This window comes from Candidatus Palauibacter sp., from assembly GCF_965261555.1.
Taxonomy (GTDB): domain Bacteria; phylum Gemmatimonadota; class Gemmatimonadetes; order Palauibacterales; family Palauibacteraceae; genus Palauibacter.
In genome coordinates this window covers 1,227,413-1,246,582 of sequence record NZ_OZ253465.1, presented here as the reverse complement: position 1 = coordinate 1,246,582, position 19,170 = coordinate 1,227,413, and the positions used below count along the sequence as shown (strand labels likewise).

Below are 19,170 nucleotides of genomic sequence, written 5' to 3'. Positions count from 1 at the left end.
GCACTCGTAGGAGTGTAGACCCGAGCAGACTCCCCGGGCGACGAGGAATGAGGAGAACATGACCATCGAGAGCGGACCCGCGGAGCTGAGGCTTCGCGCGCTGGGTGTCGGGTATCGCCGGGGGCGACCGGTCGTGGGCGGACTCTCGCTCGACATCGTACCCGGCGAAGTGCTCGCGGTGGTCGGGCCCAACGGCTCGGGCAAAACGACCCTCTTCCGCACGCTGCTGGGTGTCCTGGCCCCCGTGGACGGCGAGGCCGCGGTGTCCGGCTCCGATCCGGCGGACTACCGGCGCCGGCACGGTATCGGCTACCTGGCGGAAGACACGGCGCTCCCCCCGGGATGGACGTGCGACGGCCTGCTCGCGCTGGCGGCGGCCGCGGCCGGCCCGGACGCGGATGTCGAGCGCGCGTGCCGCCTGGCCGGGCTGGACTACGACACGGACGGTCCTGCGGACAAGCTGTCGAAGGGGATGCGGCGCCGGCTGGCCCTCGCCATGGCTCTGATGCGACCGACCGGACTGCTCTTCCTGGACGAGCCCGAATCGGGACTGGATCCCGGGCAGCGCATCCGCCTCCGCAGGCGGATCGAGGAGATTCGCGGCCGGACCACGATCCTCGTCGCCAGCCACGACCTCGGCGAGCTTGCGATGATGAGCGACCGCGTCCTCCTGATCGACCAGGGGCGCGGGCGCATCGTGCAGCCGCCGGAGGGCGGGTTCACCCGCGAGTTCCTGGAGACGGAGTTCGTCGGGCTGGAAGGAGCGGTGTCATGAACGGTCGCATGAACGGTTCCATGGGCATCGTCCGGGCTTCCTTCCGGAACGCGGTGCGGCGCAAGTGGAAGTTCGCGCTGGTGGTGTTCCTGTTGGGTGCCGGGGTCGTCGTCCTCTCGCACGCCTACGACCTGGCGGGGACCTTCGAACGCATACAGGCCGTGGGGGCGGCGATCGAGAGCGAAGGCACCGAGCCGTCTCCCGAGGACGTTGAAGCCATGGCGGTCGGCGCGGGAATGTTCGCCCTCTTCAGCCTGTTGAACCTCGCCTTCGGCTTCTGCACGATCCTCTTCGCCTTCCTCATGCCGGGCGGGATCGTCGCTCACGAGCGACGCAGCGGTGCGATCATGCTGTGGGCGCAACATCCGATGCCGCTGCGCTCCTTCTACCTGCAGCGATACGCCGGCATACAGGTCGCGACGTTCGCCGCGCTCGCGATCTTCGGGCTGACGGGCGCGGTCGCTGCCCTGCCTCCCGCGATGGCGTCGGCCACAGTACTCGGAGGAGTAGCGAGTATCTGCCTCACCGGCATGCTCGCCTGCGCGATCAGCTTCGCCATCACCGCGCTCGGGATTCGCCGCGCCGCGCTCATCGGGCTGCTGTACTATCTGCTCTCGGGCGCCGTGTCGGGGTTGCTCGAAAACCCCGTCCTGGAGACTTCGACAGCGGCGGAATCGGCCCGCACTTTCCTGCCGTTCGTCGTCTTTCCCTCGGGAGTCATCAACGATCTCGTCTCGGGTTTCGCGTCCGGCACGGCCTGGGACTGGGGAGCGACGGGACTGGCCGTCTATCACTTCGTCCTGTGGACCGGCATCGCGTGGCTCGGGCTCCGCAGGCTCGAGAGGCGCCCGCTCAAGCTGTGACGGGCGCCATGGTCGGGGTCAGCCGGAGGGCGGCGTGTATCTCCCGTCGATCGCGGTCCAGCCGCCGTCGGCGAACAGGACCGTGCCGGTGACGTAGCTGGCGGCGTCCGAGGCGAGGAAGACCGTCGGGCCGGCCATCTCCGCGGCGCTGCCCCAGCGGTTGAGGATGTTGCGCGCGGCGTAGGCGCCGTACCAGCCCGGGTTGTCCTTGATCGGGACCGTGAGCGGCGTGTCGATGACGCCCGGCGCGACCGCGTTGACCCGCACCCCGCTGGGCCCGAGTTCGGCGGCGGCCGTGCGCACCATCTGCACGATCCCCGCCTTGGTCGCGGCGTACATGCTCTGCCCCGGCTCGACCACGACCGACCGGATCGAACTGAAGAGGATGATGGAACCCGATCCCTGCGCGGTCATGATCCGACCCGCAGCCTGGATGACGTGCGCGCCGCCCTTGAGGTTGAGGCCCAGCACGCGGTCGATCTCCTCGTCGGTGTAGTCGAGGAGCGGCTTGCGCACGTTCACTCCGGGGGTGCAGGCCACGACGTCGATGGACCCGCGAGCCGTCGTGATGGCCTCGAACGCGGCGGTGACGGCGGGGCCGTCGAGGATGTCCAGGCGGGCGGAGTCGGCCTCGCCCCCCGCCTCCCGGATGGCCGCGGCGGTGCGGGCCGCGGCGCCCGCGTCGATGTCGAGGCAGGACACGTACGCTCCCGCCTCCGCACACCCGATCGCGACGGCTTCGCCGATGCCGGAGCCGCCTCCGACAACCGCAGCGGTGCGTCCCTTCAGGCTGAACATCGTGGTCATGGGGATTCTCTGCAGGGTTTCGTGTGGTGTATGGGCGGGCACAATGTACGGGCATGCACCCTGCCAACCCACCTGGCGACATCCGCCGGGAGAACCGCGTCCTCGCCGAGGTGGAGGCCGCGCGCGACGAGATCGTGGCCTTCACGGCGGAGCTGATCCGGATCCCCACGGTGAACCCGCCCGGGGAGCGCTACCGGGAGTGCGCCGAACTCATCGGCCGGCGGCTGGAGACGGCGGGGCTGGCGGTCGAATACGTGGAGGCGGAGGCGCGCCCCGAGCATACCGCCGAATATCCGCGGGTGAATGTGGTGGGACGGGGCGCGGCCCCTCCGGGACGCCCGCGGCTCCATCTGAACGGCCACTTCGACGTGGTTCCCCCGGGTGACGGGTGGACGGTCGATCCGTTCGCGGGCGCGGTGCGCGACGGGCGCATTTACGGGAGGGGCGCGTCGGACATGAAGTCCGGGATCGCCGCCGCGGTGTTCGCGGTCGAAGCGCTGCGGCGGGCCGGAGTCGAACTCGCCGGTGCCGTGGACATCAGCGCGACGGTCGACGAGGAGAGCGGCGGCTTCGCGGGGGTCGCCCACCTGTGCGAGGCCGGGATCATCTCGAGCGACGACACCCGGTACGCCATCATCCCCGAGCCGTTCGGACCCGCCCGCGTGTGCCTGGGGCACCGGGGGGTCTACTGGTTCGACATCATCGCGCACGGCCACGCGGCCCACGGCAGCATGAGCCACCTCGGCCGCAGCGCCATCGACGACATGGGCGCCCTCCTGGAAGCCTTCCGAACCCGGCTCGCGCCCGAACTCGCGACGCGCCTGTCCGCGCTGCCCGTCGTGCCCGAACCCTCCCGGCGTCCTTCGCTGAACGTCAACGCGGTCACCGGCGGCCAGGCCGGCGGGGGGGCGACCCAGTCACCGTGCGTGGCCGACCGCTGCACGGCGACCGTCGACCGCCGGTTCATCCCCGAGGAGTCCTTCGACGAGGTCCGCGCCGAAATTGCGCGCCTGGTCGCGTCCGTGGAGGGCGACGACCCGGGACGCCGTTTCACGATCAAGGAGCGGATGGTCGTGCACCCGACCTCCGCGCCACCCGGCTCGCCGCTCGTGGCCGCGCTGTCCCGCGCGGTGGAAACGGTCGTCGGCCACCCCGCGGAACTCGTGGCGAGCCCCGGCACCTACGACCAGAAGCACTTTGCCCGCATCGCCGGCATCGAGCACTGCGTCGCCTACGGACCCGGGCCCCTCGAGGAGGCGCACCAGCCGGACGAGTCGTGCGCGATCGACGACCTCGTGGCGTGCACGCAGGTGCTCGCCCTGGCGACGCTCGAACTAGTGGGCCCGGCGTAGCTGCCGCATACGTCGTCAGAGTGAGGCTAGCCGGTCAAGAACACCGAGATCACGAACGCGGGCAGCAATATCAGCGAGTAGAGCATGTACACGCCGACCGACTTCGCCACAGACAGTACCCACCCGTTCTCGTAGTAGCGCCGGAGGGCGATGACGAAGTAGGGGTACGGAACCAGCAGGCACCCCGCACGGATCAAACCGCCGAGACCCTCGTCGGGGAGCAGAAGCACGATCGCGTAGATGAGAAACGTGAAGGTCTGAATGTGGATGGCGAAGACCAGGTGCTCCACGTAGAAGCGCTTCTTTTTTCGAAAATGGAAGATCGCGAGCACCAGACCGAGGACCGGCAGCACGAAGAACATCGCGATCGGCATGTTCGCGAGGAGGCGCTGGCGAATGACCGAGGGATCGTGAAGGATGTCGATCACCCCCAACACGAAGAGCCGCCCGATCCAGTTCCACTTCTCGAACTCCTCCGCAGCCCCCGAAAGGATGATTCGTTTCCCGATATCGCCTTCCGGCCGACGGAGAATGTCGTCGGCCTTCCTCTGCTGCTCCGGCGGCAGTGCCGCCATGAAGGCCGCGAGGCGCTCCTCCGTCGGGGGCTGGGCTACGGAGTCGGAGGGCTGGGTTACGGCATCTTCCGCGTCCTCCTCGGTCATACCCGACATGCCCACGTTGCCGAAGTCTCCCATCAGCGACAGCAGGAGGAAGAAGACGAAGCTGGCGAAGATGTAGAGCCTGACCGGCGACACGAAGCTGACCCGGCGGTTGCGGGAGAACTCCCGGGTGAGGCTTCCGGGCTTGAAGAAGAGAAGTCTCAGCGTTCGAAAGAGCCTGGAGTCCAGTTCGAACATCTCGCGCAGAAACTCCAGGACCACGGAGCCGAGCGAACGGGCGTAGTGCCGGTCGCTCTGCCCGCACCGAGGGCAGAAGCTCTCCATCGGCTCGTACCCGCAGTTCGCGCAGGCGCGCTCCCCGGCGGTGGTCATGCGGTGTTCCACCAGAGGGATGGTTTCAGGCGCTCGCCGCGTCCGCCGATGCGGTCCAGCGAGAGGGCGAGTCGCCGGAGCGGCGTGCCGGCCATCCACCGCCACACGCGGCTCCATCGGCGGCGGTAGTCGCGGTTGTAGGGGCAGACGCGCACGCAGATCGAGCAGTCGGTGTTCTGGTTGGCCCAGAAGCGGAAGCATTTCTCGGCGTCCGTCGTCCACTTCCGGATGCCCTGGATGTTCGACCGGTTGTGGACCAGGGTGGATGGTTCGCCGTCGGCGATCGCCCCCGCGGGACAGCCCTTCGTGCACGCGCGGCAGAGGTCGCACGTCTCCTTCACGCCGAATCTTGCGGGCCTGTCGTGGGCGAGCGGCATGTCGGTGAAGACCTTGCCGATCCGGACCCGGGGACCGTACTCGCGGGTGATGAGGAGCCCGTGGCGCCCGTACTCGCCGAGCCCGGCCTTGATGGCGAGCGGGATGGCCAGCGCCGAGTCGTTCATGCTCGCCACGGCCCGGTAGCCGAGGTTGGTGATGTACTGCGCGATGGCCAGCAGCACGATCGTATCCCGGGAGTAGGTGGCGCCCGTCGCGGTGCCGCTCAGCGCGGAGGGCGCCGTGCTCAGGAGTTCCCGGTCCATGGATTGCGCGATCACGATCACGTTGCCGAGATCGGTGGAGATCTCCTGCGGTTTCTCGTGCTCGTTCTCGCGGCTGTAGGCGTGCGTGTAGAGCCACCGCTCGTCGTTTTCGGTGATCCCTACCAGGTCCGCGCCCAGGGTCTTCGCGGCGTGCTTGATCTCGCGCGCCATCTCCTCGGGGGACGACACCGGCAGCGTGCTGTCCGGGCCCTCGCGCACGGTGGTGTACGGGTCCAGGAAACCCTCGCGGCGGTCGTCGCCGTCGCGCAGTTCGGCGAAGACGTCCGTCACGTGCCAGGACGCGTTGCGCAGGGCGTAGTCGCGCTGGGTGAAGCCGTCGACGGAACGCCAGGTCAGCTTCGGCGTGCGGTACGTCTCATAGAACATGTCCGAGCGGTGCGTGCGCACCTCCGGGTCCCAGAAGGAGCGGCAGAAGATGTCGTCCCGCTGCGAGAAGCGCCGAAAGTCGTCCCGGATATCGAAGCCGGCTTCGCTGTCCATTCAGAGATTCACGCTAGCTCAGGCTGAGATGGGCGTATTTCTCCAGGTGACGCGTGGGCATGGCGAGCGCGTCCCGGCGGAACGGCTCCGCGAGCACGTTCGCGCCCCCCTCGACGATGGCGTTGATGACGCACGGCTCGCCGCTCGCCACGGCGTCGCGCACCACGTCCTGGACGTCGCGATAGTCCTCGACGGTGTAGCCCCGCGCGCCCATCGACTCCGCCACCTTCGCGAAGTCCGGATTGCTGCGCAGGTTCGTGCCCACGAAGCGGTTGCCGTAGAAGTCGATCTGGTTCTTCTTCTCGGCGCCCCATTCGTGGTTGTTGATGACGATGGCGATGACCGGGATCTCCTCCCGCACCGCCGTCATCACCTCGCTCATCCCGCTGATGCCCCACGCGCCATCGCCCTGAATGGCGAACACGGGAGCCGTCGGATTGCCGATCCTGGCGCCCAGCGCGGCGCCGTACGCGAAGCCGCAGTTTCCCCATGTGAGCGCCGCGAGGTGCTGCCGGGGGCCGTCGAAGCGGAGATATCCGTTCGTGATCGAGCAGGTGTTGCCGATGTCCGTGGTCACGAGCGCGTCCCCGGGCAGCGCGCGGGTGAATTCCCACAGGAAGCGCCGGGGGTGCATGAGGGCGCTGGTGGATGAGGACCAGTTCTCGAGTTCGTCGTCCCAGGCCCGCTTCTCCCGGGCGACGTCGGCGATGCGTTCCTCGTTCCGTCCCGGATCGGGCAGCGCGTTCCTCAGTTCGTCGAGCAACTCGGCCGCGTATTCCTTCACGTCCGCGACGGAGAAGAGCGCGGGGATCCTGCTCATGCCCCACTGTCGGGCATCCCGGTCCACCTGGATGAGGGTGGCGTCTTCGGGCCAGTAGGTGATGTCGTACTGCGGCAGCAGGCCGAAGACTCCGAGCCGGGTTCCGAGAGCGAGCACCACGTCGGCCTTGGCGATGGAGCGCATGGCGGCCTTCGAGCCGCAGTAGCCGATCGGACCGCACCCCAGTTCATGGCTCCAGGGGAAGGTGTCGTTGTGCAGGTAGGTGTTGACGACCGGCGCGCTCAGGTGCTCGGCCAGCGCCTCAACCTCCTTCAGGGCGTCTCCCTGGCTCACCCCCCCTCCGGAGACGATGACCGGGTAGCGGGCGCCTTTGACGATCCGGACCGCCTCTTCGATGTCCCCCCTGGGAGGCCGGCCGGGGCCGAGGACGGGCGTCGGGAAAATCTCCTCCTCGATGTCGCCGTAGAAGTAGTCCCTGGGGATGTTGAGGTGCGTGGGGCCGAGTTCGAGCTTCGCGCGGTAGAAGCAGCGCCGCGCGAGTTCGCCCATGCGCTCGGGACGGTTGACGCGCACCTGGAAGACGGTCTGGGCCTCGAACATCGGCATCTGGTCGAGTTCCTGGAAGCCGCCGGTGCCGATGCCGAGCGATCCCGTTTCGGGCGTGATGGCGACCACGGGGGAGTGCGCCCAGAAGGCGGCCGCGATCGCGGAGACGAAGTTCGCCGCGCCGGGGCCGTTCTGGGCGATGCAGGCCTGGGGCCTTCCCGTGACCCTCGCGAGCCCGTCGGCGGCGTGCGCGGCCGCCTGTTCGTGCGCGACCGGGATGAAGCGGATGCCCGCATCCGGGAAGAGGTCGAGGGCGTCCATGAACGCCGATCCCACCAGCCCGAATACCTCCGTCACGCCCTCCGCCACCAGCGTCTCGACGAGCGCTTCGGAGGGAGTCATCGTTCTTTTCGGCACGTCCAGCCTCCAGCGGTGCGAGCGGCACGGTCCCGGAAGGAAATCGAGGTCGCCCGTGGCCCCGGCCCGGGCGCGCATGCAACCCGGGGAACGTAGTATAGGCGCTCCATGGGTGTCGACGAACTCGTCAACAGGATCATGCGGCCGGTCGCCGACGCGGTATCGGAGTTCATCTTCTTCTCCGTGCCGGTCGGCGGGGCCGAGATTCCGCTCATCGTGGCGTGGCTCATCGCCGGGGGCGTGTTCTTCACGCTGTACCTGGGCTTCATCAACGTGCGGGGCTTCAGGCACGCGCTCGACCTGGTCAGGGGCCGCTACACGGATCCGTCGCAGCCGGGCGAGGTCACGCCCTTCCAGGCGCTCGCGACCGCGGTCTCGGGGACGGTCGGAATCGGGAACATCGCGGGGGTGGCCGTCGCGATCTCGCTCGGCGGACCCGGCGCCACGCTCTGGCTGATCATCGCCGGGCTGCTCGGAATGAGCACCAAGTTCGCAGAGTGCACGCTGGCGGTGAAGTATCGCGACACCCACCCGGACGGCTCCGTGAGCGGCGGCCCGATGTACTACCTGCAGCACGGTCTGGAGCTGAGGAACCTGCCCGGGATCGGGCGCGGCCTGGGGATCTTCTACGCGGCCGCCATGGTGCTGGGCTGTCTCGGGATCGGCAATATGTTCCAGTCCAACCAGGCCGCCGCCATCCTGATCGAGGTGACGGGCGCCGAAGCGAGCTTCTTCAGCGACAGGGCCTGGCTGCTGGGCGTCCTCATGGCCGCCGCGGTGGCGCTGGTGATCGTCGGCGGGATCCGGAGCATCGCCCGGGTCACCTCGAAGCTCGTGCCCTTCATGGCCGTGCTCTACGTGCTGTCGGCGCTGGCCATCATCGCGCTGAACGCGGACCGGCTTCCCGGCGCGTTCGCCCAGATCTGGCAGGGCGCGTTCTCGGCGGACAGCATCGGCGGGGGCATGATCGGGGTGATGGTCATCGGGTTCCGCCGGGCCGTGTTCTCCAACGAGGCCGGGCTGGGTTCCGCCGCCATCGCGCACTCGGCGGTGCAGACCGACGAACCGTCGACCGAGGGCTTCGTCAGCCTGCTCGAGCCGTTCATCGACACGGTCGTCATCTGCACGATGACGGCGCTCGTCATCATCACGACGGTCTACGATCCGTCGCTGGCCGACGCCGGCATCACCGGCATCGAGATGACGAAGACCGCCTTCGAGAGCACCCTCTCGTGGTCGCCCGTGCCCCTTTCGGTGGCGGCGGTCCTGTTCGCCTTCTCCACGATGCTCTCATGGAGCTACTACGGCCTGAAGTCGCTCACGTATCTGACGGGCGAGAATCGAGCCGTGGAAGCCAGCTTCAAGCTGTTCTTCTGCGGTTTCGTGGTCCTGGGCGCGAGCGTGCAGCTGGGCGCGCTGATCGATCTTTCGGACGCCGTGATCTACGTCGTCGCGATCCCCAACCTGCTCGGCCTGTACCTGCTGGCGCCGGTCCTCAAGCGGGAGATGCACTCCTACCGGGACCGCCTCGGACGCTACTGACCGCTACTGACTGCTACTGACTGCTAGGGCTGCAGGCGCAGGACGAAGAGGCCCTCGTCCCAGCTGGAAGCGATGAAGATCCCGCTCTCGAACCAGGGGTAGGTCGACCAGGAGCCGTCGAACGTCTGGTCGTCACGGTCCGGCACGGTGTCGAAGTAGCCCCGTTCCACGGGATTCGCCGGGTCCGTGATGTCTAGGATGCGTACGCCGAACGTGTAATTCGAGTGAAAGATGAGGTCGCCGTGCACGTAGAGGTTGTGATCGACCGCCTCGCTGGGGCCCAGGTGTTCCTTTACGAGAACCGGGTCGTCGAGGTCGGTGACGTCCCATACGAGCAGGCGTGTATGGGACACCCGGTTGTTCCGTTCGTCCAACTCATCGTTCTGGTAGAAGTACCGGTGGTCCTCGCTGAGCCACCCCTGGTGGACGTAGTCGTGGTCCGCGTACGTGGCCGTCGACACGGTCACCGGATTCGCCTTGTCGGTCACGTCGGACACGACGATCGCCGTCTCGTTCGAGCCGACGCAGATCTCGCGGCCCGAGTGCTCCGCGTCCGGCCCGCTGTACACGACGCACTGGACATCGTGCGTGTATCCGGTGCCCTGCCAGCCCGTCCCCTCCGCGGCGTAGCAACCCGCGAAGCTCGGGCTCTTCGGGTCCGACAGGTCGATCATGTGCAGTCCGCCCGCGCAGCTTTCCCCGCCGGAATTGCTGCCGACGGCGTAGGCGAAGCCGGTCTCCTCGTTGATCGCGAGGTTGTGGACCGCGCTCACCTCCCGATACCGCGCGTCCGCGCCCAACTCCGTGAACTCCGTCAACCCGCGTAGCCGCGTGAGGTCGAGCACCTGCATCCCGTGGCCGGTGATGTAGTCCGCCACGACATATGCGTGGTCCGCGTACACCTTCATGTCGCGCCAGCCGCTGTGCGAGGTCGCGGAGCGCATGAAGGCGATGGGGCGCGGCTCGGTCGGGGTCGAGAGGTCGACGATGGCGAGCCCGTCGTGACGTCCCACCAGCGCGTACTCGATGCCCGACTGAGAATCCGTCCACCCCCAGATGTCGTTCACGGCCCAGTCGTCCTCCGTCCCCGCGGGCGTCCGTCCCGGGCTCAGCTCGCGCAGCGGTACGTGCGCCGCGAGATCCACGCGGTTGCAGGGGAACCCGTCCGCCGAACCGCCCTCGCAGGGGACGATCTGCGCCACGACGGGAGGGGGAGGCGGGGGATCGGGCGGATCGGGCGGATCCGGATCGGGCGGGCCGGTCGGGGAATCCTCACATGCGGCAGCGAGCAGGACCAGAAGCGGGAGCGCGCCTCGCGCGCACGGCCGGATGCATCCGCGGATCATCGCTTCAAGCGCCCTGCCGCAGGCGCAGGACGAAGAGGCCCTCCTTCTGGCTGGTTGCGACGAAGAGGCCGCTCTCGAAGTAGGGGTAGGTCGACCAGGAGCCGTCGAAGTTCGTTTCGTCGTGCTCGGGTACGGTGTCGAAATATCCGACCTCGCGGGGGTTCAGGGGGTCCGTGATGTCCAGGATGCGAACGCCGAACGTGTAGTTGGAGTGGTAGATCAACCCCTCGTGGACGTAGAGGTTGTGGTCGACCGCGCCGGTGGGACCCAGGTGTTCCGCGGCCAGGACGGGATCGTCGAGGTCGGTGAGGTCCCACACCAGCATTCGGGTCCGTGAGACCTGGTTGGTGTATTCGTCCGCCTCATCGTTCTGGTAGAAATACCGGTGGTCCTCGCTGAGCCACCCCTGGTGGACGTAACCGTTATCCGCGTAGCGGGCGGTCGACAGCGTCGCCGGATTCGCCTTGTCGGTGACGTCCGACAGGACGATCGCGTTTTCGTTCGAGCCCACGCAGATCTCCCGGCCCGCGTGCTCCGCATCGGGCCCGCGATATACGACGCACTGAACGTCGTGCGTGTAACCGGCGCCGCGGAATCCCGTCCCCTCCGCGGCGTAACAGCCTGCGAACGTCGGATTCCGCGGATTGGAGATGTCGATCATGTGCAGGCCGCCGCCGCACGTTTCGCCGCCGGAGTTGTTCCCGACGGCGTAGGCGAAACCGGTCTCCTCGTTGATCGCGAGGTTGTGGACGGCACTGACATCCCGGTAGCGGGCATCCGCCTGCAATTCGGTGAACGCCGTCAGCCCGCGAAGGCGCGTAAGGTCGAGCACCTGCACTCCGTGCCCGGTGCTTTCGGAGACCACGAATACGTGGTCCGCGTACACCTTCATGTCCCGCCAGCGGCTGTGCGAGATCGCGGACGGCATGAACGCGATGGGCCGCGGTTCGACCGGGGTCGAGAGATCGACGATGGCGAGTCCGTCGTGACGACCGACCAGCGCATACTCCACGCCGGTCTGCGGGTCGGTCCAGCCCCAGATGTCGTTCACGAACCAGCGTTCGCTGCCCCCGGCGGGGGCGCGACCCGGTGTCAGATTCGGTACGGACACACGCCCGACGAGGTCCACGCCGTCGCACGGGAATCTGAACGCCCTGCCCCCCTCGCAGGCGGTCACCGCCGTGGCGACGGGTGCCGAAGGCGGTTCGGGCGGTTCGGGCGGTTCGGGCGCCTCGGGCGGGCCCGTCGGGTTCTCACCGCACGCGAGCGCGAGCAGGGCGGGCAGGAGAGCGGCGCCCCGCACGGCGGCGGGGACGTTCCCGGGAGTGCGCCCTTCGACTTCCATCGGCCGGCTCAGTTCGTCAGGAGCAGACGCGGGCCGAGGAGCCGGTTCGGGTCGGCGTCCGGCTTGGGGGTGAACTTGTTGATCCAGCCCCCGCTGTAGGACGCGATATACAGGTTTCCGTCCCCGTCCATGTCCATCTGGTGCGGGAGCGAGAGGCCGCCCGGCCATATCCCGCGCCCGATGGCGCCCGCCGCGCCGTAGGCGCCCCAGTAGTCCTGGAGGACGCCGTCCCGATCGTACTTCAGGACGCGGTTCAGCGACGCGTCCAGGACCCACACGGCGCCCTGCTCGTCGAGCCAGATGTTCACGGGGTCGAAGATGTTCGGCCATTCCTCGATGAACTCGCCGTCGTGCGTGAACAGCTGGAGGCGCTCGTTCTGGCGGTCCCCGACGTAGACGCGCTCCTCGTCCACCGCGAGGCCGTGCAGGAGATCGAACTCTCCGGGTCCCGTACCGAGCGCGCCCCACTGCATGATGAACTCTCCATCCTCCGAGTACTTGATGATCCGCGAGTTCCAGTACCCGTCTGCGAGGAGGAAGCTCCCGTCCGGGAGGAAGGCGAGTTTAGACGGCCAGCCGTAGGTGTAGGGTCCCCAGTCGTCCCGGGCGCGGGCGGCTTCGCGCGTCTTCGGGTGGTCGCGTTCGCCGAGGCGCATGACGATCTCGCTGCCGTCGTTCGTGAACTTCACGACCTGCATGTGCCCCTCGCCGCCGCCGCTGTCGATGACCCACACGTGCCGGTCGGGGTCGTAGGGGCTGATGTATACCTGGTGCGGAAGGGTGAAGATCGAGTCCCACTGGGCCCACTGTTCCACGATCTCGCCGTTCCCGTTCGCGACGACGATGTAGTTCGTGCGGCGGAGGCGCCCCTCGCGGGGGGCCGACCGGTCGGCGGGCCAGTCACCGCGCGTGACGACGATGATGCGGTCCTCGTGGTCCACTGCGACGCCGGCCACCTGCCCCCAGCCCCATTCGTCGTCGTGGTCGGGCGCAGACTTCCACCAGCCGGCCACGGGATCGTACGGCCCGGTGCGGTCGTCGCCGCCCTTCACAACGGCGCCGTTCGCCATGTTCGCGGCCCGGCCCTCGCCGCCGCACGCCCAAGAGGCGGCCGCCAGTGCGGTCATGACCCAGATCGCGAGCAGCTGCCCTGGCGGGCGGCGCCGGGCGGGTTCGTCCTTCTCCCGAGTCTCGCCCCCTATGGGCCCGCCAAACCGGGCACGAGAATCCTCAGCACACTCCCAGCAGAGGAACGGATCCGACTCTGGAAAGCGCGCGACATCCCCGCACCTGCGGCACGATCGCGCCGGACGCATTGACCCGTCAGTCACGTTTTCCCTCTCCGGTGGTTGTCTGCGCGGGGGCCCACGGGTCGTCGATGCCGGCGCCGGGGCACGAGTCGCCCGTGTCGAGGAAGTGCGTGTGCAGGCACTCGAGCGTGGAGCCGAGACGCGTCAGCAAGTCGACCGTCTCCGGGAACGGGACGCGGGTGAAGAACCCGGCCCGCCCGCCGCGCGCCATGTCCGCCGTGGACTGCCCGAGGCGGGTGATCGCGGTGACGTCCCCGCCCTGCGACACGAGGTATTCGATGAGTTCGTTGTCGCCGCGCGACGCGGCGTAGTGCATCGGCGTGTAGAGCCAGGAGTCGCGCTGGTCGACGTCCGCGCCGAGTTCCTCGATCAGGTATTTCACGGCGGGGATGAACTGGTCGGGCCGGTTGCGGACGCTGAACGCGCCCAGGCCCAGATAGCCTCCGCCCGCGGCGGCGTGGATCGGCCAGGCGTTGGGCGCGCCTTCCGGGATCCAGGGCAGCGCGGAGTCCTCCTGCTGACGGCCGTCCTGCTGCCGCCGCTCCCGCATCCCGACCTCGGGCCAGCGCGTGGGGATGTGCGGATCCGCGCCGTGCGCGACGAGCAGCCTCATCGCCTCGATATCCTGGGCGAAGGCGGCCCGCCAGAACGGCGTCGCCCCCGTGAGGTCGATCCCCATCTTCGTGAGGCCGTATTCCCAGTACCACAGGTGCGTGTTCAGGCGCGGGTTGGGATCGGCCCCGGCTTCGAGCAGCGCGCGGAGCACGTCCATGTGCCCGGCGGCCTGCACGTCCTGCGCGCGCGGCTGCGGGTAGTTGGACTTGGGCGCCCACTGCGTCTGGAGGACGGCGAAGAGGGGCGCAGCTCCATCCGTCGAGGCGGCGAGGTCGGGATCGGCCCCGCGTTCGATGAGGACGAGCGCCAGGTCGAACTGGCCGTTGAGCGCCGCCATGAGGAGCGGGCTCGTGGCGTCCGCGCTCACCTGGTCGATGTCCGCGCCGCCGTCGAGGAGGGCCGTGGCCGTCTCGAGATGGCCTTCGCGGGCCGCGTGCAGCAGTGCGGTCATCCCGCCGGTCCGGCCGACGAGCACCTCGCGGTACGGCGGACGGATGAGGTCGGGGCCGCCGGGATAGTCGGGTCCCAGGCGGCCGAGCGAATGTGCGCTGACCTCGCCGACGTCGAAGCCGGAACGGAGGAACTCGCGCTGGGCACGGATGGCCGCCTGCACGCGGGCCGGGCCGGGCTCGCCCGGCCACTCGGCTTCGGGGTCGACCTCGGGCCCGTACGGTCCGAGCGTCTCCGGCGGCGCGCCGATCATGTCCCGCATGCGGCGGTTGGCCTCACGGTCCAGCGCCAGACTGGGCAGGACGTCGACCACGGCGGTCGCGATGCCGGGGTCGGCGCCGGCCTCGAGCAGCGCGGCCGCGGCGGCCGGCCGGTTCGCGGCGGCGGCGAACATCAGGGGGGTCTGCCCCGCCGACCCCTCCCGGGCGTTCGGATCCGCGCCGTGGTCGAGCAGCGCGGCCACGGCCGACCGGCCGTCCACGGCCGCGGCGGCGAGGTGCAGCGCGGTCACGCCGCTGTTCGTCGTCGCGGCGTTCGCGTCGGCCCCGGCCTCGAGCAGGAGCGCGACGACGGGCCCGTGCCCTCCGCGGGCGGCCAGGTGCAGCGGCGCATAGCGGCCGATCCGCGTCCCGGCGTCGACCGCCGCGCCCGCACCGATCAGCGCCCCGGCCACGTCCGCGTGGCCGCGCTCGGCGGCGAAGTGCAACGCCGTCATCCCGTCGCCCCGCGCCGAGTTCACGTCCGCCCCGTCCGCTACGAGCGCCCGCACGACCTCCGCCGCCCCGTCGCGCGCGGCTTCGAGCAGCCGCTCGGCGGAGGAGGACGCTCCCTCCTGCGCGGCCGAAACCGCCGGGAGGAGGGCCGACACCACGAGCGCGACCGCGAAGCGCCGCCTCATCGCGCGCCGCTCCCCGAGGCCGCCTCGCCCGTGAATTCGAGCGGGAGGATCCCGTCGCTGTCGCCGAAGGTGGCCATCTCCGGGTGTCCGATCTTCCGCATGAGGCTCACGAACGCGTTCGCCATCGGGGTCCCGTCCGGGGCCCGCAGATGGACGCCGCCCTCGAGCGCCCCGTTCGCCCCGCCCATGATCAGCAGCGGGGCCCGCCGGTGGTTGTGGAGGTTCCCGTCCGCCATCGGCGACCCCCACACGACCGCCGTCTTGTCGAGCAGCGACGCGTCGCCCTCCACCGTGTCCCGCATCTTCTCCAGGAAGTACGCGACCTGCCCGAGCCGGTAGGTGTTGATCCTGTTGAAATCCATGATGTCCTCGGGGACGTTCCCGTGGTGCGAGGCCCCGTGGACGGACTTCGTCGTCCCGCTCTCCGGGAAGGTCCGGTTGGACTGATCGAAGCCGGTCTTGAAGGTGATGACGCGCGTGAGGTCGGTCTGCAGCGCGAGCAGTTGCAGGTCGAACATCAGCTGCATGTGCTCCTCGAAGGAGTCGGGGACCCCGGAGGGCGCCTCCGGCATCTCCCGTTCCTCCCCGCTCGAGTTGCGCGCCTCGACGAGCTGGATCCGGCGCTCGATCTCGCGGATGTGCTCGACGTATTCGTCCAGCGCGACCCGGTCCGCCGCGCCCAGCGTCCTTCGGAGCCGGGCGACCTCGGTCGCGATCCAGTCGATCATGCTCCGGTCCGTGCGGCGCCGCGCCGCCCGGTCCTCGGCCGAGTCCCCGGCTCCGAACAGGCGCTCGAACACGACGCGCGGCTCCCGGATCGCCGGCAGCGGCTGATTCGGCGACGCCCACGCGAGCGATGTCGTGTACGCGCAGTGGTAGTTGTACGCGCAGCCCCCGCCGCGATCGATGCCCTCGATGCAGAGTTCGAGCGAGGGGAGCACCGTCTCCCGCCCGAATCGCTGCGCGTGCAGCTGGTCGAGCGAGGTGCCGAGGAAGATGTCGGAGCCCTGCGTCTGCTTCGGATGCGCCTGCGTGAGGAACACCGCCGTCGACCGGTCGTGGTCGCCGCCGATCTCCTCGGCCCGGAACGCCTCCGCCGAGCGGCAGTCCGTGTTGCTCACGATCGTCGTGTATTCGCGGAACGCCTCCAGCGGCTTGAGCTGGCTGTCCGCCACGAGTTCGAAGTCGCGGCCCGTCGCCGCGGGCGCGAACAGGTGACGTTCGTCGCCCCAGTCGCTCGAACCCGCCACCCCCATCGACTCCTCGATGCAGACGAGGCGCGTGAACTCCGCCGCCTTCATCGGGTCGGCCCACAGCCTTCCGGCGGGGATCATCGCGTCCAGCAGGGGCAGCGCGACGCTGGCGCCGGCCCCCCGAAGGAAGGTGCGGCGCGAGAGGTGTGTACCGGTGATGAAGTTCATGAGCCTGCTCCACTTCTCGTGCGGTCGTCCGCCGCCTCTTCATCGTCCACGGCGGGCGCGGGACGCGCCATCCGGAAGGGGTCGCTGTTCACGACGCCGAGGATGAACGAGGACAAGCGGTAGTCGCTGGCTTCCGCTTCGCGTGCGATGGCCCGGATCCCGGGCTGGTCGTAGTACTCCGCGCGTCGCCCGGTGGCGTACGCGAGCAGGTGCGCGGTGAAGTTCCGGACGAGCGGGACCGGCCGCTTCATGAGGACGTGGACGAGTTCCGCCGGCGTGCTCACGTCGGTCCCGTCGTAGAAGGTCCCCCGCGTGTCGAGCGCGACGCCGTTCTCGCGAACCCGCACCCGCCCCGTCACGTCGTAGTTGTCGAGCGCGAGCCCGATCGGGTCCATGAACCGGTGGCAGGCGCGGCACGTCGGGCTGGCCGCATGCATCTCCAGCCGCTCGCGCGTCGTCAGCAGCCGCCCCGACCGAGCCGATTCGGTGTCGTCGAAGGCGGGGATGTCGGGCGGCGGGGGCGGGGGCGGCGTGCCCATGAGCACCTCCATCACCCACTTCCCGCGCAGCACCGGCGACGTGCGCGCGGACATCGAGGTGAGGAGCAGTACGCTCCCGTGTCCCAGCACCCCGCGCCGGCTGTGGTCCGGATAGCTCACCCGCCGGAACTCTGGCCCCGAAACCCCCGGGATCCCGTAGTGGCCGGCGAGGCGCTCGTTCAGGAAGGTGTAGTCCGCCGTGAACAGCTCGAGGAGGCTCCGGTCCTCCCGGACGAGGTAATCGAAGAAGAGCTGCGTCTCCCGGACCAGGTCCTCGCGAAGCTGGCCGGTGAAGTCCGGGTAGAGGTAGGGCTCGGGCTGGTTGTCCTCCGCGTCCTGGAGCCGCAGCCACTGCGAGGCGAAGCGCGTCGAGAGCGCCTCCGCGCGCGGGTCCGCGAGCATCCGGCGCACCTGCGCCTCCAGGACCGCCGGATCCGAGAGCCGTCGCTCCGCGGCCAGCGTCAGCAGTTCGTCGTCCGGGCTCGCGGCCCAGAGGAAGAAGGAGAGGCGCGACGCGAGGTCCACGTCCGCGATCCGGTAGCTCTCGCCGGGCGCGATCTCGGACGGCGCCTGCTCGAGACGGAAGATGAAGGAGGGGTTGGCGAGGATCGCCTGCAGCGCGGTCCGGACCCCGATCTCGAAGCCGTCCTCCGCCGCGGCGTCACCGTAGAAGGCCATGGGTCCCGCGAGATCGTCCTCCGTCACCGGCCGCCGGTACGCCGCTCGCGCGAGCCGGGTCACGATCGCCTCCGCGCACGCCCGAGCCTCCGCCGGCGCGACCGACGCCTCCGCCTCCGCTGTCTCCGCCGGCCCATCCTGACCGGGATGGCAGTGGAAGATCTTCCGCCGACTCGCCGTCTCGGAGAGTCCGGAACTGCGGCGGGGACCCGTGATCATCAGCTCGCTCAGGTGGGGGAGCGCGGTGATCCCGTAGTTCGCCCACGCCTGGGAGTCCTCGCCTCCGACGAAGGACCAGCCCGGCGTCTTCAGGCGGTCCTCGTACGGTCCTTCGATCGTGCGTACGAACGCGGCCGCGACCTGGCGCTGGCCCGCCTTCACGAAGATGGGCTCCGTGCGGATCGGCACCGTCGAGCGCCCGCCGTGCTCGAGGCCGAGGAGGGCGACCCCGTCCCCGTCGATCGAGATGTCGACGTCCTGGAATCCGGTCCCCTGCCCGAAGAGCGTCTCGATCGAGACCACGTACTCCCCGTCCACCGGGAAGTCGTGGGTCACGACCATCCCGCCGCGCGTCCCGTACGGCGTGCCCTCGATGTGATCCCAGGCGTGCTGCGAGACGTCGATCGGGTTCGTGTACTTGGCGGTCTTCGAGAGGGCGGACGGGTTGCCGACCGCGATCCGGCTCACCTCCGTGGCGGCCCTCAGGTAGGCCTCGAGGAGCGTGGTCGAGAGGCCCTGCGCGTCCGACATGTTGTCGAAGGCCCCGAGGTAGGTGTCCGCCGGAAGCCAGCGGCCGGCGTCGATCTCGAGGTCGAGAAGGTCGCGGATCACGCGCTCGTATTCGGCACGGTTCAGCCGCTGGAAGCGCCGGGAGCCGGGGTTCCGGTCGCGGGCGGCTTCGCGGTCGACCACGGTCTCGAGCGTCTCGACGAGGGCGAGGAGCGTGTCCGGCGAGGGCCGGCGCTGGCCGGGCGGCGGCATCATCCCCGCGCGGAGCTTGCGGATCATCTTCTCCGCCGTGGGGGCCCGGTCGTGCGCCGCTTCCACGTCGAACGTCTCCAGCGTGAGGTTCCCGCGCAGGAGGCGCTCGTTGTGACAGCGGACGCAGTAGCGCTGGACGACCGCCGTCAGATCCGCCGTGTCCGCGAGGGCGGCCACGTCAGCCGACGCAGCGGGCGTCTGCTCAGGGAGGAGGGCGCCGCCGGGCGCACCGCTCCCCGGCGGCCCGCCGACCACGGCGAACCAGAACCACAGGATGGCGCCCGCGCCAAGTGTTTTCATGCGCCGCCCTTCGAAGGACAGGGATGCGCGTGACCGCGCTTCAACCCATCAACTTAAGAAAGAAGACGCC

General features: G+C 69.4%; 14 protein-coding genes. 4 read left to right on the top strand and 10 right to left on the bottom strand.

Annotation, left to right across the window (positions count from 1 at the left end; all coding sequences use genetic code 11):
* The first annotated feature begins 58 nt into the window (after nt 1–58).
* Together ACQY5G_RS05295 and ACQY5G_RS05290 are read left to right on the top strand one after the other, a co-directional pair.
* On the top strand, nt 59–775 hold the full coding sequence (locus tag ACQY5G_RS05295) for an ATP-binding cassette domain-containing protein (RefSeq protein WP_428277697.1): 717 nt from the start codon (nt 59–61) through the stop codon (nt 773–775).
* On the top strand, nt 772–1,638 hold the full coding sequence (locus tag ACQY5G_RS05290; RefSeq protein ID WP_428277695.1) for a hypothetical protein: 867 nt from the start codon (nt 772–774) through the stop codon (nt 1,636–1,638). Before ACQY5G_RS05295 ends, ACQY5G_RS05290 begins: the two co-directional genes overlap by 4 nt.
* 18 nt (nt 1,639–1,656) lie before the next feature.
* Here the strand turns inward: ACQY5G_RS05290 and ACQY5G_RS05285 are convergent, their stop codons facing one another.
* Nucleotides 1,657–2,445: an SDR family NAD(P)-dependent oxidoreductase gene (locus ACQY5G_RS05285; protein WP_428277693.1), complete on the bottom strand. Its 789-nt coding sequence runs from the start codon at nt 2,443–2,445 to the stop codon at nt 1,657–1,659.
* A 53-nt stretch (nt 2,446–2,498) separates the two neighbouring features.
* Here ACQY5G_RS05285 and ACQY5G_RS05280 point away from each other — a divergent pair, with 53 nt between their 5' ends.
* Nucleotides 2,499–3,797, top strand: a complete 1,299-nt coding sequence (locus ACQY5G_RS05280) for an acetylornithine deacetylase/succinyl-diaminopimelate desuccinylase family protein (protein WP_428277691.1) — start codon at nt 2,499–2,501, stop codon at nt 3,795–3,797.
* Between the two features lie 26 nt (nt 3,798–3,823).
* Here ACQY5G_RS05280 and ACQY5G_RS05275 read toward each other — a convergent pair whose 3' ends face one another.
* Genes ACQY5G_RS05275 through xsc form a run of 3 tightly spaced genes read right to left on the bottom strand, consistent with a single transcriptional unit; the run spans nt 3,824 to nt 7,675 of the window.
* Entirely contained in the window at nt 3,824–4,789 is a 966-nt protein-coding gene (locus tag ACQY5G_RS05275) for a DUF3667 domain-containing protein (protein WP_428277689.1), read from the bottom strand.
* Nucleotides 4,786–5,931: a 4Fe-4S double cluster binding domain-containing protein gene (locus ACQY5G_RS05270; RefSeq protein ID WP_428277687.1), complete on the bottom strand. Its 1,146-nt coding sequence runs from the start codon at nt 5,929–5,931 to the stop codon at nt 4,786–4,788. The genes ACQY5G_RS05275 and ACQY5G_RS05270 overlap by 4 nt, the downstream gene beginning before the upstream one ends.
* A 13-nt stretch (nt 5,932–5,944) precedes the next feature.
* Nucleotides 5,945–7,675: a sulfoacetaldehyde acetyltransferase gene (gene xsc / locus ACQY5G_RS05265; RefSeq protein ID WP_428277685.1), complete on the bottom strand. Its 1,731-nt coding sequence runs from the start codon at nt 7,673–7,675 to the stop codon at nt 5,945–5,947.
* A gap of 108 nt (nt 7,676–7,783) precedes the next feature.
* Here xsc and ACQY5G_RS05260 point away from each other — a divergent pair, with 108 nt between their 5' ends.
* The gene (locus tag ACQY5G_RS05260) at nt 7,784–9,217 is read left to right on the top strand and encodes an alanine/glycine:cation symporter family protein (protein ID WP_428277683.1); all 1,434 of its coding nucleotides are present in this window, start codon (nt 7,784–7,786) and stop codon (nt 9,215–9,217) included.
* A gap of 23 nt (nt 9,218–9,240) precedes the next feature.
* Here ACQY5G_RS05260 and ACQY5G_RS05255 read toward each other — a convergent pair whose 3' ends face one another.
* From ACQY5G_RS05255 to ACQY5G_RS05230, 6 genes are all read right to left on the bottom strand, one after another.
* Nucleotides 9,241–10,563: a choice-of-anchor B family protein gene (locus tag ACQY5G_RS05255; RefSeq protein ID WP_428277681.1), complete on the bottom strand. Its 1,323-nt coding sequence runs from the start codon at nt 10,561–10,563 to the stop codon at nt 9,241–9,243.
* 4 nt (nt 10,564–10,567) lie between these two features.
* Nucleotides 10,568–11,908, bottom strand: coding sequence for a choice-of-anchor B family protein (locus ACQY5G_RS05250; RefSeq protein WP_428277679.1), 1,341 nt, complete (start codon nt 11,906–11,908; stop codon nt 10,568–10,570).
* Nucleotides 11,909–11,916: 8 nt separating this feature from the next.
* Entirely contained in the window at nt 11,917–13,035 is a 1,119-nt protein-coding gene (locus ACQY5G_RS05245) for a 6-bladed beta-propeller (protein WP_428277678.1), read from the bottom strand.
* Nucleotides 13,036–13,231: 196 nt separating this feature from the next.
* Complete coding sequence (locus tag ACQY5G_RS05240; protein WP_428277676.1) at nt 13,232–15,181, bottom strand: ankyrin repeat domain-containing protein; 1,950 nt, start codon at nt 15,179–15,181, stop codon at nt 13,232–13,234.
* The gene (locus ACQY5G_RS05235) at nt 15,178–16,602 is read right to left on the bottom strand and encodes a DUF1552 domain-containing protein (RefSeq protein ID WP_428277674.1); all 1,425 of its coding nucleotides are present in this window, start codon (nt 16,600–16,602) and stop codon (nt 15,178–15,180) included. Before ACQY5G_RS05235 ends, ACQY5G_RS05240 begins: the two co-directional genes overlap by 4 nt.
* On the bottom strand, nt 16,599–19,100 hold the full coding sequence (locus tag ACQY5G_RS05230; RefSeq protein ID WP_428277672.1) for a DUF1592 domain-containing protein: 2,502 nt from the start codon (nt 19,098–19,100) through the stop codon (nt 16,599–16,601). Before ACQY5G_RS05230 ends, ACQY5G_RS05235 begins: the two co-directional genes overlap by 4 nt.
* Between the last annotated feature and the right edge of the window lie 70 nt (nt 19,101–19,170).

What these genes read in the sequence shown, in the direction of transcription:
- ACQY5G_RS05260 (WP_428277683.1), top strand. Translation starts at nt 7,784, where the DNA reads ATGGGTGTCGACGAACTCGTCAACAGGATCATGCGGCCGGTCGCCGAC.
- ACQY5G_RS05245 (WP_428277678.1), bottom strand. Translation starts at nt 13,035, where the DNA reads ATGACCGCACTGGCGGCCGCCTCTTGGGCGTGCGGCGGCGAGGGCCGG.
- ACQY5G_RS05235 (WP_428277674.1), bottom strand. Translation starts at nt 16,602, where the DNA reads ATGAACTTCATCACCGGTACACACCTCTCGCGCCGCACCTTCCTTCGG.
- ACQY5G_RS05255 (WP_428277681.1), bottom strand. Translation starts at nt 10,563, where the DNA reads ATGATCCGCGGATGCATCCGGCCGTGCGCGCGAGGCGCGCTCCCGCTT.
- ACQY5G_RS05240 (WP_428277676.1), bottom strand. Translation starts at nt 15,181, where the DNA reads ATGAGGCGGCGCTTCGCGGTCGCGCTCGTGGTGTCGGCCCTCCTCCCG.
- ACQY5G_RS05275 (WP_428277689.1), bottom strand. Translation starts at nt 4,789, where the DNA reads ATGACCACCGCCGGGGAGCGCGCCTGCGCGAACTGCGGGTACGAGCCG.
- ACQY5G_RS05295 (WP_428277697.1), top strand. Translation starts at nt 59, where the DNA reads ATGACCATCGAGAGCGGACCCGCGGAGCTGAGGCTTCGCGCGCTGGGT.
- ACQY5G_RS05230 (WP_428277672.1), bottom strand. Translation starts at nt 19,100, where the DNA reads ATGAAAACACTTGGCGCGGGCGCCATCCTGTGGTTCTGGTTCGCCGTG.
- ACQY5G_RS05280 (WP_428277691.1), top strand. Translation starts at nt 2,499, where the DNA reads ATGCACCCTGCCAACCCACCTGGCGACATCCGCCGGGAGAACCGCGTC.
- ACQY5G_RS05250 (WP_428277679.1), bottom strand. Translation starts at nt 11,908, where the DNA reads ATGGAAGTCGAAGGGCGCACTCCCGGGAACGTCCCCGCCGCCGTGCGG.
- ACQY5G_RS05270 (WP_428277687.1), bottom strand. Translation starts at nt 5,931, where the DNA reads ATGGACAGCGAAGCCGGCTTCGATATCCGGGACGACTTTCGGCGCTTC.
- ACQY5G_RS05285 (WP_428277693.1), bottom strand. Translation starts at nt 2,445, where the DNA reads ATGACCACGATGTTCAGCCTGAAGGGACGCACCGCTGCGGTTGTCGGA.
- ACQY5G_RS05290 (WP_428277695.1), top strand. Translation starts at nt 772, where the DNA reads ATGAACGGTCGCATGAACGGTTCCATGGGCATCGTCCGGGCTTCCTTC.